Annotated in this window: 7 protein-coding genes; 1 reads left to right on the forward strand and 6 read right to left on the reverse strand. The window is 65.6% G+C overall.

What is annotated here, in order from left to right; translation table 11 throughout:
* The first annotated feature begins 80 nt into the window (after nucleotides 1–80).
* A complete protein-coding gene (locus J8I87_RS20655; RefSeq protein ID WP_209933655.1) occupies nucleotides 81–1,424 on the forward strand; it encodes a hemolysin family protein in 1,344 nt (447 codons plus the stop codon).
* A 3-nt stretch (nucleotides 1,425–1,427) separates the two neighbouring features.
* On the opposite strand, the gene treY is transcribed toward J8I87_RS20655, so the two are convergent.
* The 6 genes from treY to treS form a co-directional block, all read right to left on the reverse strand.
* Entirely contained in the window at nucleotides 1,428–4,268 is a 2,841-nt protein-coding gene (gene treY, locus J8I87_RS20660; protein ID WP_209933656.1) for a malto-oligosyltrehalose synthase, read from the reverse strand.
* Nucleotides 4,265–6,445, reverse strand: coding sequence for a 4-alpha-glucanotransferase (malQ, locus tag J8I87_RS20665; protein WP_209933658.1), 2,181 nt, complete (start codon nucleotides 6,443–6,445; stop codon nucleotides 4,265–4,267). The genes treY and malQ overlap by 4 nt, the downstream gene beginning before the upstream one ends.
* Before the next feature lie 3 nt (nucleotides 6,446–6,448).
* On the reverse strand, nucleotides 6,449–8,359 hold the full coding sequence (gene treZ, locus J8I87_RS20670; RefSeq protein ID WP_209933659.1) for a malto-oligosyltrehalose trehalohydrolase: 1,911 nt from the start codon (nucleotides 8,357–8,359) through the stop codon (nucleotides 6,449–6,451).
* Between the two features lie 95 nt (nucleotides 8,360–8,454).
* Complete coding sequence (gene glgX / locus J8I87_RS20675; RefSeq protein ID WP_209933660.1) at nucleotides 8,455–10,680, reverse strand: glycogen debranching protein GlgX; 2,226 nt, start codon at nucleotides 10,678–10,680, stop codon at nucleotides 8,455–8,457.
* 859 nt (nucleotides 10,681–11,539) lie between these two features.
* Nucleotides 11,540–13,765 (reverse strand): 1,4-alpha-glucan branching protein GlgB, encoded by a 2,226-nt coding sequence (gene glgB / locus J8I87_RS20680; protein WP_209933661.1) that lies wholly within the window; start codon nucleotides 13,763–13,765, stop codon nucleotides 11,540–11,542.
* Complete coding sequence (gene treS / locus J8I87_RS20685) at nucleotides 13,758–17,219, reverse strand: maltose alpha-D-glucosyltransferase (protein ID WP_209933662.1); 3,462 nt, start codon at nucleotides 17,217–17,219, stop codon at nucleotides 13,758–13,760. The genes glgB and treS overlap by 8 nt, the downstream gene beginning before the upstream one ends.
* Between the last annotated feature and the right edge of the window lie 3 nt (nucleotides 17,220–17,222).

The following is a 17,222-nucleotide window of genomic DNA, read 5'->3' on the forward strand; positions in this document are numbered from 1 at the left end:
GGCCAGGTCATGCGCGCTCGCCTCTTTCACGCGCCTTTCGCGCTCTATACTGACGGCTTTTGTTGCCGGAGTCCTTCGCTTTGATCCAGGTCGTCGCCCTCATTGGCGCGTTGTTGCTCGTCGCTCTCAACGGTTTCTTTGTTGCCGCCGAATTCGGTCTCGTGAAGCTGCGGCAGACACGCGTGCAGACGCTCGCGGAGAAGCACGGCGTGCGCGGCAAGCTGCTCGCGAAGGTGCACGGCAGGCTCGATGCATACCTGTCGGCCTGCCAGCTCGGCATTACGCTCGCGTCGCTGGGACTCGGCTGGATCGGCGAGCCCGCTTTCGCCGAGCTGCTCAATCCGGTGTTCCATCTGCTCGGCATCGGCAACGAGAAACTGATGCACGGCATCTCGCTGTTCTTCGCGTTCTCGTGCATTTCGTTTCTGCATATCGTCGTTGGTGAACTGGCGCCGAAGTCGCTTGCGATCCGCCAGTCCGAGCAGATTTCGCTATGGGTCGCGATGCCGCTCTACGGGTTCTATTGGGCGATGTATCCCGCCATCTGGGTGCTCAACACGAGCGCGAATGCCGTGCTGCGCATCGCGGGCCTCGCGGCCGATCACGGCGGCGACACGCATTACTCGACGGAAGAACTCAAGCTGATCCTGCGCGGCCGGCGCGGCAGCGTCGCAAACGAACTCGACGGCTCGAAGGACGCCTATTCGCAGGACGAATGGAATACGATTGCCCATTCGCTCGACTTTTCCCGCATGACGGTGTCCGACCTGATGCGTCCCGCGCATGAACTCGTGAGCCTGCGCCGCGATCTGCCTTGGCGCGACAACATGCAGATCGTCGCGCGCCATCGTTTCAGCCGTTACCCGTTGCTGGAAGACGCAACGGGCGATCGCGTCGCGGGCACGATCCACCTGAAGGACCTGCTGCTTGCGCGTCACGCGGGCAGCACGCTCGACGACCTGTCACACTACGTGCGTCCCGTGCAGTATGTGAAGCCTGACATGCCCGCGCTCGAACTGTTCCGGCGCTTTCGCAAGGGCGCGCCGCATCTTGCGCTGGTCGGCCGCAAGAATGCGAAGCCAATAGGCTTTCTGACGCTCGACAATCTGCTGGGCGCGCTCGTCGGCCAGATTCACGACGAGTTCCGCCAGGGCGACGCCGACTGGACCCGCATGGACGATGGCACGCTGATGGGCAAGGGCAGCTTGCCCGTCGTGTCGCTGGAGCGCGCCCTCGGTATCGACATCGACGAAGGCAGCGCCGAATCGGTCGGCGGCCTTGTGATCAACGCGCTTGGCGATCTGCCGGAAGAAGGGCAGCGCGTGGATTTCGACCGCTTCGACGTGGTCGTCAAGAAGATGAAGGGGCCGCGCATCGTGCTGGTGCGCGTGTACCCGAAGGTATTCGACGACGAAGGCGGTTGAACGTCACACGCGCGGCACGCCGTCCTCGACCAGCACCGCGACGGGCATCGCCGCCAGCGCATCGCGCAGATAGAGCCGCCCCGTATCTTCCACCTTCGGCGCGCCCGGACTCAGCCAGTCGAACAGCGCGCGCCCGAACAGTTCTTCAGGCATCAGCACGGCCGTATCGTCCCAGCTGATGGCGTCGACGAGCGGCAGGTCGCCGTTGCCGTCGAGCAGCGCCATCGATAGCCGCGTCGCCACGACCACCGCCCAGCTATTGCCATGTCGCCGCGCGAACGCGATCACGCGTTCGGCGTGCCGGCCTTGCACCGTGAGGGGCAGATAGCTGCCCTTGCTCAGCAGCTCCGGCATCTGCAAGCGCAGCGCGAGCATGCGCTGGATGATCGCGAGCTTCACGCGGCCGTCGCGCCAGCTCGCGAGGTAGTCGGAAGGCGGCGTTTCGGCGAGCAGCGCCGCGCGCCGCGCGAAATCGACGGGCCTGCGGTTGTCGGGATCGACGAGGCTGAAATCCCATAGCTCGGTGCCCTGATACAGATCGGGCACGCCGGGCGACGCGAGACGCAGCACCGTCTGCTGCAAGCTGTTCACGGCGCCCGCGCGGCCGATGCGCGCCACGAACTCGCTCAGCTCGCGCAGGAAGCCGTCGCGCCGCTGCGGCGCCAGAATGTCGAACAGAAATTCGCGGCAGCCGTTCTCGAACGCTTCGTCGGGCGCGAGCCATGTCGTGCGCAGCTTCGCTTCGCGCAGCGCTTTCAATTGCCATTGCGCGACGCGTTCGGCAAGCGCCTTCACGCCCGCCTCGTCGTCGGGCGACAGGCCGGGCGGCCAGCAGCCTGCCAGCGTCTGATACAGCATCGCTTCGGCGGCCGGGCCGGGCGCCCAATCGTTTGCGTCGCCGCGGGGCGTGCGCCGGTGCGGCGTGTTCAGCGTCGTCCATGCGCGCAGCGTCGCGATCCAGTCGTCGGCGATTTCGCTCAGCACGGCAAGCCGCGCGCGCGTGTCCTCGCCGCGTTTGTGATCGTGCGTCGCCGTCGCCAGCATCGCGTGAGGAAAGCGCCGCGCGCGCTCTTGATTGCCCGCGTGAAACTGCTCGACCGACAGCGCGAACTCGCCCGGGTCAGCGCCCACTTCGCAGCGCGACAGCAGGCGTCCATAGCGATAGCAGGCCGTGTCTTCGATGGCCTTGGCGGCGACGGGCGCCGTCAGTTGCGAGAACAGCGTCTGCACTGTGCGGCGCGCCGACGTTGCGTGGTTGAACCCGCCGGCGTTGTTGCCTTGATGCTGCCCTTGCTGGAATGATGCGCTGCGCCCGTTGCCGTTTTCGTCCGCGCCGCTGCCGAGCCACGCATCGACGCGCGCCAGCACGCCGAGATCGGAGCGCGACAGCGCGTTCTTCGCGGCATCGAGCGCGATGTCGAAATACACGTTGTCGGCCGCGCTGCGCAGGCCGTTTTGCGGGTAGATGCGATAGACGGGAAATTGCGCGGCAAGCTCGTTGACGACGCGGCGGATCGCGGTGTACGTGTAATCGCGCGTCGTGATGCTGTCGCGTGCAATGCGATGTAGCGCGCGCGCGGCGCGGTCCAGTTCCGCCGGCAGATTTTCCGCGAGAATCTGCCGGCGCGCGCGCAGCGCTTCGTCGGCGAAGTGCGCGGGGCGGCCGCTCAGTTCCGCCCATGTGTCCGCGAGCGGCTCGGCGCCCGCCGGATCGTGCAGCAGCGCGCCAACGTCGTTCATGAAGTCATAACCCGTCGTGCCGTCGACGGGCCAGTCGTCGCGCAGCGCCTCGCCGCGTGCGAGTATCTTCTCGACGACGATATATGGCGTTGCACCCTCGCGCAGTTCCGACAGCCGCTGGCGCAGCCGCTGCGTGTACTCGCGCGGCTCCGCGAGCCCATCGACATGATCGACGCGCACGCCGTCGATCACGCCCTGCGCATAGAGGCGGAAGATCAGCGCATGCGCGGCGTCGAACACTTCGGGGCGCTCGACGCGCACGGCCGCGAGCGTGCTGATATCGAAGAAGCGCCGCCAGTTCACTTCGTCGGATGCCGTGCGCCACCACGCGAGCCGGAAATGCTGCCGCTCGATCAGCCGGTGCAGCCGGTCGCGCGTGACGGGCTCATTGGGCGAGTACGCTTCGAGCACGAACTCGATCGCCGATAGGCCGTTGTGCTGCACGAACTCGCACAGCGCCTCGCGGCCTTCGGCGGCGCGCGGATGATCGGCGGGCTGCGTCGTGACGTGCGCGAAGCGCTCGGCGAGCGCGCTCAGATCCGCGCGATCCGCCGACTGCAAGATCGCCGCGTAATCGATCGGGCACACGGGGCACGCGTGCTCCCCATAGACGATGCTGAAGCGCCCGCTATCGGCATCGAAGCGCAGCGCGATGCGTCCCGCGGCCAGCTCGTCGCCGTACGTCGCGCCGAGCACGGGCATCAGCACCTTGCCGCGCAACGCGGGGTCGGGCGAGTGCCAGTCGACGTCGAAGTAACGCGCAAACGCGCTGTGCCGCCCCCATTCGAGGATGTCCTGCCACCATGCGTTGTGCGTGCTCACGCCCATGTGATTCGGCACGATATCGACGATCAGGCCCATGCCGAGCTCGTGCAGCTTGTCGGTGAGGCGTCGCAGGCCCGTCTCGCCGCCGCATTCGGCGCTGACCTGGCTGTAGTCGATGGTGTCGTAGCCGTGCATCGAGCCCGGCGTGGCCGTCGTGATCGGCGAAGCGTACAGATGACTCACGCCGAGCGCGGCGAAATAGTCGACGTGCGCGAGCGCATCGTCGAAGGTGAAGCCGCGATGGAACTGGAGTCTGAGCGTGGCGCGCGGAACGGTCATGGTGTGTCGGACAACGAAGATGCGGAGGTTGAGTCGGTGCGCGCCTGCTCGATCGCGAGCAGACGATCGCAAAACGTTTGATCGGCGAACAGCGCGTCGACGGGCTGTTTCACACGGCGGCGCCAGTTCGGATGCTCGTCGATCGAGCCGGGCAGATTCGGCTGATCCGCGAGGCCGAGCAGATCTTCGAGCGGATACGTGACGAGCGGCGACGGCGTGATGGCGACGAACGCCAGTGCTTCATCGACGGGCGCATCGTCGGGCGGCGGCGGCTCGACGTCGCGCGCGGCGACGCCCGCCCGCTGGAATGCCTGCCACAGCGCGGCGCGGTCTTCCGCGCGCTCGGCCTGCGCGAGCGCGACGGGGTCGCGGCCGTCGGCGCGCGCGGCCGTCTGGCCGACGCGGTTGCGCCACACGATATCCTCGCCGCGCCACCAGCCCGTGACGGTGGGCAGGTCATGCGTGGTCGTCGTGGCGACGGCGTTGCGGTCCCATTCGGCGGGCGGCATGAAGCCTTTGCCGTCCTTCGTGCGCTCGAACCACAGCACGCGGATGCCCGCGAGGCCGTGCTCCGTGAGCCGCTCGCGAAAGCCCGGCGGCACGGTGCCGAGATCCTCGCCGATCACGATCGCGCGATGCCGCCACGATTCGAGCGCGATCAGCCGCAGCATGTCCTCGAGCGGATAGCGCAGATACGCGCCGTTTTTCGCGGGCTCGCCTTCGGGCACGAGCCACAGGCGGCGCAGCCCGAGGATGTGATCGATGCGGATGCCGCCAGCGTAGGCGAACGCGGCGCGCAGCATGTCGATGAACGCCGAGAAGCCCTGGTTGCGCATCGCGCGCGGCGAGAACGTGGTGAGCCCCCACGACTGGCCCGCCTGGTTGAACAGGTCGGGCGGCGCGCCGACGGACACGCCATGCAGCATGTCGTCCCGGTACGACCACGCGTGACTGCCCGCGCTATCGCAACCGACGGCGAGATCCGCGATCAGGCCGACGGCCATGCCCGCGTCGCGCGATGCATGTTGCGCGTGCGACAGACCCTTCGCGGCGAGCCATTGCAGGAACAGATGAAACTCGACTTCGTGCCGGTGCTCGTTCGCGAAAGCTTCGACCTGCGGGCTGCGCGGGTCACGCAGCGGCTCGGGCCACTTGCGCCAGTAGCCTTCGCCGCTTTCGCGCAACTGATGCGCGTGCAGAGCTTCGAAACGCGCGTGATCTTCGAGCGCGCGGCCGCCTCGCTCGCAAAAGCCGTGGAATTCGACCGCGCGCGGCGAGTCCTGCGCGCGGTCGTTCGCGCAGAAGCGTTCGAACAGCACGCGCAGCACCTTGAGCTTCAACGGCGTCGCCGTCTTCCAGTCGATCAGCGGCAGCGTTTCGAGTTGCGCCCATGCTTGCCTGGCGTCTGCCGCGTCAAGCGCGGCCTGCGCCGCCTGCGCGCCGAATGCGGCGGCGGGGTCGATATGCGTGACGTTCAGCCACAAACGCGACGACGGCGAATACGGGCTGAAGGATTGCGGCAACGCGCTGAACATCGCGTGGGCCGGGCTGATCGCGAGCGCGTGCGCGCCGCGTTTCGCGCTTTCGATCGCGAGCGTGGTCAGCGCGGTGTAATCGCCGATGCCGCCGTCGCCGACGCGGCGCAAGCCATAGATCTGCGCCGCGATGCCCCACAGCGGCGGCGGTTTGGCGTCGCCGCCGCGCATCGCGCGCCACGCGTCGGCGACGGTGTAGCTGCGCGCGGGCGCGACGGCGAGCGTCATCCGGTGATCGTTGAGCAGGAGCGTGTGATAGCCGGGTTCGTCGATGGGCGAGAGCAGCGCCGCTTCGCCTTTGGGCGCGGTGAAGCGGCCGTCGATCAGCGAGCCGCTCTCCAGTTCGATCCGGTAATGGCTGCCCGACTTGACGGCAGCCGCGGGCAGCGCGATGCCGCGCCCGCATTCGACCGTCATCAGCGGCGGCAGCTTGCGCCCGGACAGCTCGGCTTCGAGCGCTGCCGCGCTCTGGCGGATCTGCGTGGCGTTCCCGCACGGCAGGCCCATGCGTTCGAGCAGCGCGGAGAGCGTGCTGTCGGGCACGCGTTGCTTGCGGCGATGTGCGTCTTCCCATTCGACTTCGAAGCCTGCGCGCGCGGCGAGGGTGTCGATGGGAATGCCGGGGCGTCGGGTGGTGGCCACGCGTCACTCCTCGGTTGCGTCGGTGTGCTTGCGCGCGTCGTGGCCGACCGCGTACTCGCTGATGTCGCCCGTGAGCCACGCGACGAACGCATTCGGCGGCAGTTCGCCCGCATCGACGCGGTCGCGCACGCGCGGCGGCGTTTCGAAGATCACTTTGCCCGCCGGTCTGTCGTCGAGCTTCACGGGTTCATCGCCGAGGTGGAGCACGATCGAGAGCGTTTCGCCGTCGTCGAGTTTCCAGCGCGCGACGAGCGCATTGGCGTCCTCATCGGCGCGTCGCTTCAGCACTGTCGAGCCGAGCGCCTTCGCGCGCGCGAGCCGCGGCGCGATCAGCTTCGCGCGCACGGCGAGCGCGGATTTATAGAAGTGCATCCATTCGAGCGCTTCGCGCTCTTCGGGCGTGTCGTTGTGCCGTTCGGCAGGCGGCGATGATGCCACGAGCGTCTGCGCATCGTTCGGATCGGGAATCAGCGCGCGGCGCTTCTCGTCGGCGAAGGCGGAAAAGCGCGCGAATTCCTTGCGGCGCCCTTCACGCACGGCGTCCGCGAGATCACCGCTGTAGTCGGTGAAAAAGAGGAAGGGCTGCTTCGAGCCGTACTCTTCGTCCATGAACAGCAGCGGAATCTGCGGCGAAAGCAGCAACAGGCCCGTCGCGGCAAGCAGCGCTTCGTCGCTGCACAACCCGCGCAAACGCTCGCCCATCGCGCGATTGCCGATTTGATCGTGGTTCTGCAAAAACATCACGAACGACGTGGGCGGCAGATGGCCGCTCGGCTCGCCGCGCGGCGCGCCGTCGTGGATCGGCGACGGATCGCCCTGATAGCCGAAGCCGCTGACGAGTATCCGCGCAAGACGTTGAATCGGCTGGTCGGCGTAGGCCGCGTAATAGCCTTCATGCTCGCCCGTCAGCAGCACGTGCAGCGTGTTGTGCGCGTCGTCGTTCCATTGCGCGGTGAAATGCCCGTCGAGCAGGCTCGCCGTATTGCGCTCGTTTTCCAGCACCAGATGCACGTGACGCCCATGCTGCACATGTGCGCGGACGTGATCGGCAAAACGGCGCAGCCACGTGTCGTTGTCGATTGCATGCACGGCGTCGAGGCGCAAGCCGTCGAAGCGGTATTCGTTGAGCCAGTAGAGCGCGTTGTCGCAGAAGAACTCGCTCACTTCGCTGCGCTCGAAGTCGATGGCGGGGCCCCACGGCGTATGCGTGCCCTCGCGGAAAAAGGGCTTTGCATACTGATGCAGATAGTTGCCGTCCGGGCCGAAGTGGTTGTAGACGACGTCGAGAAAGACGGCAAGACCGAGACCGTGCGCTGCGTCGATCAGCGCCTTCAGGTCTTCGGGGCGCCCGTATGCGGAGTCGGGCGCATACGGAAGCACGCCGTCGTAGCCCCAGTTGCGCGTGCCCGGAAAATCGTTGAGCGGCATCAGCTCGATGGCCGTCGCGCCGAGCGCGGCGATGGCGGGCAGCCGCTTCGTGACGCCCGCATAGCCGCCCAGCGCGCCGACATGCAATTCGTACAGCACCGTCTCTTCCCACGGCCGGCCGCACCAGTGCGTTTGCTGCCACGCATACGCGCGCGGGTCGATCACTTCGCTCGGGCCGTGCACGTCCTGCGGCTGGAAGCGCGACGCGGGGTCGGGTATCAACAGCGCGCCGTCGAGCTTGTAGCGGTACAGCGTGCCCGCGCCGCATTCGACTTCCGTCTCGAACCAGCCGTTGCCCGTCGCGCTCATCTCGTGCGCGCCTTGAGCGGGACCGTTCTCGATGACCGCCTGCACCTTCGCGCACGACGGCGCCCACAGCCGGAAGCGCGTGCGCGGCTTCGCGCTCGCCGCGCCGAGCAGCTGCGCGCTGAACGGCAGGCAGTGCGCGTGATGATGCGCGTGAGGGTCGATCGGACGTTCATGCATGATGGTCACCATTCATCGACATGCTGTCTGGCGCACTGCCGCGCGCCATCGTCATGGGTTAGTGTGCTTCCGGCATTGAGCTTTCCAGCCGTCGCCTACGGGTGCTCGCCGCCGGAGTCCTCGGGCTCCGGCATCGACGTGCCCGGGTCCGGCGGCAGCGCCGTCAGCAGGCGCGGACCGTACTGCGCACCCGCGCGCCAGCTTGCCTGCCAGTCCGCGTCGCCCGTCGGCTGCGCCGCGATCACGACCATGCTGTGCGCGGCGACTTGCAGTTCGGGCGCGGCGAACGGCTCGGGCGGCGCGTCGGGATTCGCCGTATCCAGCAGCACATGCCATTCCAGGTGCGGCGGCGGCGGCGTGAAGCGCAGCGCCGCCGCCGATGCGTTCAACATCATCAACAATACTTCCGTTTCTCCGTTCAGACCCGTGCCCGCGCGCCTGAGCGTGAACGCGCGGCCTTCGGGGTCTTGCCAGGCTTCGATGGTCAGCGCTTCGCCGTGCGTGTCGAACCAGCCGACGTCGTAGAGGCCGGGCAGCACCTCGCGGTCGCCGAACAGGAAACGGTTTTCGCGCAGCAACGGATGCCGTTTTCGCAAAGCGATGATGCGCGCGAAGAACATAGTCATTTTGCGTCCGTGTGGGAGCGTGGCACGTTCCCAATCTAGCCAGGAAATTTCGTTATCCTGGCAATAGGCGTTGTTGTTGCCGCGCTGGGTGCGGCCCATTTCGTCGCCGGCGAGCATCATCGGCGTGCCCAGTGCGATGAAGAGCGTCGCGATCAGCGCGCGCGAGACGCGCTCGCGCTTTTCGGCGATTGCGGGCTCGTCGGTTGGACCTTCCACGCCCCAGTTTGAGCTGAAGTTTTCGTTGTGGCCGTCGTTGTTGTGTTCGCCGTTCACCTCGTTGTGCTTGTGCGAGTATGAGACGAGATCGGCGAGCGTGAAGCCGTCGTGCGACGTGACGAAATTGACGGACGCCGTCGGCTTGCGAAAACGCCGGTTGAAGAGATCCGCCGATCCCGTCAGGCGCGCGGCGAGATCGGGCCGCATGCCGGCGTCGCCGCGCCAGAAGCGCCGCACGGAATCGCGGAAACGGTCGTTCCATTCGCTGATGCCGGGCGGATGATTGCCGAGCTGATAGCCGCCGGGGCCGATGTCCCAGGGCTCCGAGATCAGCTTGCGCTGCGACAGGATCGGGTCCTGGCGCAACGCGTCGAAAAAGCCCGAGCCCGGATCGAAACCGGAATGCTCGCGTCCGAGCGTGACGCCGAGATCGAAACGAAAGCCATCGATATTGAACGCCGTCGACCAGTAGCGCAGCGAGTCCATCACCATTTGCAGCACGCGCGGATGGGGCAGGTTGAGCGTGTTGCCGCAGCCGGTGTCGTTGATGTGATGACGTTCGTCGCCTGGAATGAGGCGGTAGTAGCTGGCATTGTCGAGTCCGCGCCACGATACGGTGGGGCCCATTTCATTGCCTTCGCACGTGTGGTTGTAGACGACGTCGAGTATCACCTCGATTCCCGCCGCGTGCAGTTGACGGACGGCGATGCGCATTTCGTCGAGCCGGTGCGCCGACAGATACGACGGCTCCGGCGCGAAGAATGCGGCCGTGTTGTAGCCCCAGTAGTTGCGCAGCCCGCGTTCGACGAGAAAGCGGTCGTTGAGAAACGCGTGAACGGGCAGCAGTTCGACAGCGGTGACACCCAGCTTGAGCAGATGTTCGATGAACTCCGGCGACGCGAGCGCGGCGAAGGTGCCGCGTTCTGGCGTGCGCAGGTCTTTGCGCAGCATCGACGCGCCGCGCACGTGGGTTTCGTAGATGACGGTTTCACTCCACGGCACGTCGGGGCGCCTGTCGTGGGACCAGTCGAAGGCTTCGTCGATGACGACGCATTTCGGCATCGCGGGCGCCGAGTCACGCCTGTCGATCGACAGGTCCATTCTGTTCGAATGCACGCGATAGCTGAAGAGCGCGTCGGACCATCGGAACTGGCCGATGAGTTTTCGCGCGTAGGGGTCGAGCAGAAGCTTGTGCGGGTTGAAGCGATGACCGTGTTGCGGCTGATAGGGGCCGTGGGCGCGCAACGCGTAGACGGTGCCGGGATGCGCATGAGGCAGATAGCCGTGCCAGACCTCGTCGGTGCATTCCGGCAGCGCATAGCGTTTGAGTTCTTTTCTGCCCGTCGGCTCGAAGAGACATAGCTCGATTCTCTGCGCGTTCGCGGAGAAGACGGCGAAGTTCACGCCGAGTCCGTCCCAGCTCGAACCCAACGGATAGGGGTTGCCCGGCAACAGTCGATCTGGCAGTACGTGAGACATGGGTTTCCTTTTGTCTGCGACGCTGTTGGGATTGGTTTGCTTTGCTGTTATTGCGGACATCCGCGATGCGGTGTGTTTTGCCGATATCGCTGGCATCCGCGATAGCGGTGCGTTTTGCCGATATCGCTGGCATCCGCGATAGCGCCTCGCGGCGCAGGCGTTGCCCCTGTGCGGGGCGGCACCTACTTTCTTTGCCGCGGCAAAGAAAGTAGGCAAAGAAAGCCGCTCACACCGCCAACCCTTGACCGTTACCCACGGGCCCTCAACATCCCCATTGTTCTCACGGCAACGCGCTGGTCCATGTCCGTGCCAGCGCACTGATTGAACGCCTCAATCGCTTCATGCCCCCGCGTTGCAGAATACGGCCTCGACTATCCACCGCCCCCGTGCGGCAAACTTATGTAGGCATTCGCACCATCAGAACACCTTTGTTGCGCGATGCGCCACCACCGTGCGGGCGCCGCCCTGTAGTGCGCGACGGCCAACATAGGTTTGCCGCACAGGGCACTAAACCATCAGGGGCGGCTAGCTGCTGTGCGAGCGCATGAAGCGGGTGAGGCAATTACCAGATAGGTTGGCTACGAACATCGGCAAGCACGCTGCCATGCGAAGTGCGGGGACGTTGCGAGCCCGTGGATCGACGTCAAGCATTGGCGGTGTGAGCGGCTTTCTTTGCCTACTTTCTTTGCCGCGGCAAAGAAAGTAGGTGCCGCCCCGCACAGGGGCAACGTCCGCGCCGCGAGGCGCTATCGCGGATGCCAGCGACAGCGGCAAAACACACCGCATCGCGAATGCCCGCGCAAGGGCAAAGGAAAACAAAACCCCAACCACCAGCGTCGCAGACAAAGAACGAACCGCTTTAGTCAGCCCTCAGCACGATCGTCCCCAACGGCGGCAACACCAATGCAGCAGACTGCGGCCGCCCATGCGCCGCCACCTCCTCGGTATAGATCACACCCGCGTTGCCCACATTCGACCCGCCATAAACCCCGGCATCCGTATTCACCACCTCGATCCAGCGCCCCGGACGGGGCATCCCAACCCGGTATCCCTGCCGCGGCACCGGCGTAAAGTTGCAAACCGTGATCAGCTCTCGTCCGGCCCCATCCACGCGCCGCCACGCAAAAACGGAGTTCTCCGTGTCGTCGCCGACTATCCACTCGAATCCGCCCGGCTCGCAATCGAGCCAATGCAAAGCCGGCTCCTCGCGATAAAGCCGGTTCAGGTCTCGCACGAGTCTTTGCACCCCATGATGCAACTCATCGTCGAGCAGATTCCAATGCGGCGATCCATCGTGGTCGAACTCGGCCATCTGCCCGAACTCGCCGCCCATGAACATCAGCTTCTTGCCCGGATGCGTCCACATGAACGCAAAGTACGCGCGCAGATTCGCGAACTTCTGCCAGCGGTCGCCGGGCATCTTGCCAAGCAACGAGCCCTTGCCATGCACGACCTCGTCGTGCGAAAGCGGCAACACGAACTTCTCGGAGTACGCGTACACCATCGCGAACGTCATGTTGTGGTGATGCCACCGTCGATGGAGGGGGTCTTCGTGCATGTAATGCAGCGTGTCGTGCATCCACCCCATGTTCCACTTGAACTGGAAGCCCAGCCCGCCATCGTCGATGCGCGCCGTCACGCCCGGCCATGCCGTCGATTCCTCCGCCACCGTGATCGCGCCGTGCACATCGGGCATGTGCTGCACTTCATGATTGAGCCGCTTCAGGAATGCAATCGACTCGAGGTTCTCGCGGCCGCCGTAGACATTCGGCACCCATTCGCCCGCCGCGCGCGAGTAGTCGCGATACAGCATCGACGCGACGGCATCCACGCGCAAGCCATCGACGTGATAGCGCTTGAGCCACGCCAGCGCCGATGCGATCAGGAACGCGCTCACCTCGTTGCGGCCGAGGTTGTAGATCATCGTGTTCCAGTCCTGGTGATAGCCCTCGCGCGGATCGGAATGCTCGTAGAGTGCGGTGCCGTCGAATTGCACGAGCCCATGCGAGTCGTTTGGAAAGTGCGCGGGCACCCAGTCGAGAATCACGCCGAGCCCCGCTTCGTGCGCGCGGTTCACGAAGCCCGCGAACTGCTCGGGCGTGCCGAAGCGCGCCGACGGCGCGAATTGCGACAAAGGCTGATAACCCCACGATCCGCCGAACGGATGCTCGGCGATCGGCATGAACTCGATGTGCGTGAAGCCCATTTCCTTCGCGTACGGAATCAGGCGGTCCGCAAGCTCGGACCAGTTCAGCCCGCGATGCCCTTCCTCCGCGATGCGCAGCCACGATTCCGCGTGCACTTCATAGATCGAGATCGCGGATTGCGCGGTCTGCTTTGCCGCGCGTGTCTGCATCCAGTCGCCGTCCGTCCATGCAAAGTGCTCGACTTCATCGACGTGCGCGACCACGGACGCCGTCGCGGGCGGCTTCTCCGTCTGCATCGCACAAGGGTCGGACTTGAGCGGCAACGGATGCCCGTCGCTCGTCAGCATCTCGTACTTGTAGCGCGTGCCCGCGCCGATGCGCGGCACAAACAGCTCCCACACGCCCGCCTGATGCCGCAGACGCATCGGATGACGGCGGCCGTCCCACGAATTGAAGTCGCCCACCACCGACACGCGCCGCGCATTCGGCGCCCATACGGCGAAGCGCACGCCGGGCACGCCGTCCATCGTGTACGGCCGCGAGCCGAGGCATTCGAGCACCGCATACGGATCGCCCCATGCGACGCGCTGCAACGGCTCGTCGCCGAGCACAGGGCCGAACGAATACGTGTCCTCGATCTCCTGAACGGCGCCATGCCAGTCGATACGCAATCGATACGGCACCGCCTCTTTCACGGGTCCCGCGAACAGGCCGACGGGACTCAGTTGCTCCAGTTCGCCGAGCAGTCTGCCGTCGTCGCGCGCGATCACCGATACGCGCGCTGCGTTCGGCAGCATCACGCGCACGACAGGACCGGCGTCCGTCTGATGCATGCCGAGCTGCGAGAACGGATCGTGATGCCGCGCATCGACCAGTGCATCGAGGTCTACCCGGTGCAGGCCGGCGGCTTCCAGTTGAACGCTGCTTTGCTCACTCATAGTCACCCTCTGATGCCGCTGGAGGCGCCGAGGCGCTTGCCGAGGACTGCGGCGGTGCGCCCGTGTCGCCGAGCAGGCGGCTCGTCAGCGCGGCAAGTCCGCGCACCGGCAAGCTGAGCCATGCCGGCCGGTTGGCCGCCTCATAGCGGATTTCGTAGGCCGCCTTCTCGATCAGGAACAGATCGAGCAGCGCCTGTTCATGTTCCGGCGCGACGAGCGGTTGCGATGCCGCCGCCGTCGCCGCGCGATATTCGTTGAGGAATGTTTCGGCGGCCGCGAAGCGGAAGCGCTCGAAGAGCGCGCGCTTGCGATCGGCCGTCATTTGCGGCGCGGCTTCCATCGTCGATTGCGCGGCGGCGCTCGCGTACGACAGCGAACGCAGCAGGCCCGCCACGTCGCGCAACGGGCTCGACTTCGCGCGGCGCTCTTCGAGTTCGCGCGCAGGCTCGCCCTCGAAGTCGATCAGGAATGCGTCGCCCTGCGACACGAGCACCTGGCCCAGATGGAAGTCGCCGTGAATGCGCGTGCGCAGCGCGTGCGCGTCCGGCTTCACCAGATTCGATACCGCTTCGACCAGCTTGTCCTTGCGCTCGAGAATGCTGCGGCCAAGCAGCGCCGCGTCCTCGCCGAGCCGGTCGACATTCTTTTCGAGCAGTTCGAGGGCCGTGGCGAGCAGCTTCTGCGTGCCGTCGATCCACGCCTGCACGTGCTTGCCGTCGGCGGGCTCGGGATCGAACGCGGGGTTGTCGGACGGCGTCGCGAGCGCCACATGCAGCTCGCCGAGCCGCTTGCCGATGATGCCCATATACGACGCGTAGCCTTCGATCGCTTCTTCCTCGTCCACGCGGTCCTGGTTCGCCTGATTCTCGCTGGCCGCGGCGTCGACAGGGAGCGCGAGCTCGTCGATCGAACGGCGCAGCGTGTCGAGCGCCCAGTTCCACGCATCCCCCTGGTTGTCGACGAAGCCTTGCAGGATGCACAGCGTATGCGGCACGTCCTCCGGGTCGACGCGCACGACTTCGCCGTACAGCGGCGCGGTGTTCGCATAGCCGAGCTGCGTCAGATAGCGGCTCATTTCGGCTTCCGGATGCATGCCCTTCAGCAGCCGCCGCACGAGCTTCAACACGATCTTGTCGGCGATCACGAGCGAGCTGTTGCTTTGCTCGGCGGCGAGCCAGCGGATTTCCGGCTGGTCGCCGAGATCGAGCTCGGCGAAACGGTCGGTCGGGATGAAGTGGATCGTGCTCTTCTGCACGGTCGGCACGGCCGCGCGCGCGCGCAGCTTGCGCAGCACGCCATACGCGAACTGCGGCAGCGAGAACGCGTCCGTCAGGTGGCCGACATTGCGTCCGCGCCGCACGCGCGCGAGCGCGAGCTGCATGAAGAGCGGCGTCGTGGTGTCGGTGCCCCATGTGATCGCGATCGGCAGCACATAACGTTCGGTATGTTTGCCGACGTCCGCTTCGATCTCGGTGAACGCGAAGCCTGCTTCGGGAATCGTCGTGAGCGCGGCGAGCCGCACGGCGTGCATCTTCTGATCCTTCGACGCAAACCAGCGGCGGCGTCCGAGCCATGAAGGCAGCACTTCCGATTCGAGCAGCCGCACGTTTTCAGGCGTCGGGCCCGTTTGCCCTTCGCGAATCACGATGGTCACAAAATCGGGCAGCGGCTCGGACGGCGGCTGGCTCCATGTCGGACGGCCTCCGCCTTCGCAAAGAAGGAACCACAGGAAGCCGTACGGCGGGAACGTCAGCAGATAGGTCAACTGGCCAATCGCGGGGAACACCGAATCCGCCGTCATCTCGATAGGGACGGCGCCGTTGAATTCGGAGAGGTCGAGCTCGACCGCCTGCGGCGCGCGCGACAGGTTGGCGACGCACAGAATGGGCGCCTCGCCGGGCATTTCACGCAGGTACGCGAGAATCTTGCGATTGCTCGGTTTCAGGAAGCGGATCGTGCCGCGCCCGAACGAATGCTTCGCGCGGCGCGTCGCCAGCATGCGGCGCGTCCAGTTGAGCAGCGAATGCGGGTCGCGGCTCTGCGCTTCGACGTTGACGGCGTCGAAGCCGTATAGCGTGCCCATCACGGGCGGCAGCACGAGCTGTTCGGGGTCCGCGCGCGAGAAGCCGCCGTTCCTGTCCGACGACCATTGCATCGGCGTGCGCACGCCGTCGCGGTCGCCGAGGTGGATGTTGTCGCCCATGCCGAGTTCGTCGCCGTAATAGATCACGGGCGTGCCGGGCATCGACAGCAGCAGCGAATTGATCAGCTCGATGCGGCGGCGGTCGCGCTCCATCAACGGCGCAAGACGCCGGCGGATGCCGAGGTTCAGGCGCGCGCGACGGTCGCTCGCATAGGTGTTCCACAAGTAGTCGCGCTCGGAGTCGGTGACCATTTCGAGCGTCAGCTCATCGTGATTGCGCAGGAAGATCGCCCATTGGCACGACGGATCGAGATCCGGCGTCTGCTTCATGATGTCCGTGATCGGGAAGCGGTCTTCGCTTGCGATCGCCATGTAGATGCGCGGCATCAGCGGGAAGTGGAACGCCATATGGCATTCGTCTTCATTGCCGAAATATTCCTGCACGTCTTCCGGCCACTGGTTCGCCTCGGCAAGCAGCATCCGGTTCGGATACTCGGCGTCGATGGTCGCGCGGATCTTCTTCAGGATCGCGTGCGTCTCCGGCAGGTTCTCGTTGTTCGTGCCTTCGCGCTCGACGAGGTACGGCACGGCATCGAGCCGCAGACCGTCGATGCCCATGTCGAGCCAGAAGCGCATCACCTGCAGCACTTCGCGCATCACAGCGGGGTTGTCGAAGTTCAGATCAGGCTGGTGCGAATAGAAGCGATGCCAGTAGTACTGGCCCGCGACGGGATCATGCGTCCAGTTCGACGGCTCCGTGTCGATGAAGATGATGCGCGTGTTCTCGTACTTCTTGTCCGTGTCGGACCACACGTAGTAATTGCGATGATTCGACCCGGGCTTCGCGCGCCTCGCGCGCTGGAACCACGGGTGCTGATCGGACGTGTGGTTGATGACGAGCTCGGTGATCACGCGCAGGCCGCGCGCGTGCGCTTCCTGAATGAAGCGCTTGACGTCGCCGATCGAGCCGTAGTCGGGGTGCACGCTCCTGTAGTCGGCGATGTCGTAGCCGTCGTCGCGGCGCGGCGACGGATAGAACGGCAGCAGCCAGATCGCGCTGACCCCGAGCTCCGCGATGTAGTCGAGCTTTGCGATCAGGCCTGGGAAATCGCCGACACCGTCGTTGTTCGCATCGAAAAACGACTTGATGTGCACCTGATAGATGATTGCATCCTTGTACCAGAGGGGATCGTCGGAAAGCATCGAGACCTTGCCGCGCCGCGACGTGCGCGCCTTGGTCGGCGCGGCGGCGGCCGTCGTGTCGGTGATATGGGCCTGCGACGTGCTTTCAGCGGGATCGTCACGTTTCATATC

Origin of the sequence: Paraburkholderia sp. LEh10, assembly GCF_017814945.1 — a bacterium.
GTDB lineage: Bacteria > Pseudomonadota > Gammaproteobacteria > Burkholderiales > Burkholderiaceae > Paraburkholderia.

Excerpts from the sequence above, each read along its gene's own strand:
- treY (WP_209933656.1), bottom strand. The coding sequence starts at position 4,268 with ATGACCGTTCCGCGCGCCACGCTCAGACTCCAGTTCCATCGCGGCTTC.
- treZ (WP_209933659.1), bottom strand. The coding sequence starts at position 8,359 with ATGCATGAACGTCCGATCGACCCTCACGCGCATCATCACGCGCACTGC.
- glgX (WP_209933660.1), bottom strand. The coding sequence starts at position 10,680 with ATGTCTCACGTACTGCCAGATCGACTGTTGCCGGGCAACCCCTATCCG.
- glgB (WP_209933661.1), bottom strand. The coding sequence starts at position 13,765 with ATGAGTGAGCAAAGCAGCGTTCAACTGGAAGCCGCCGGCCTGCACCGG.
- treS (WP_209933662.1), bottom strand. The coding sequence starts at position 17,219 with ATGAAACGTGACGATCCCGCTGAAAGCACGTCGCAGGCCCATATCACC.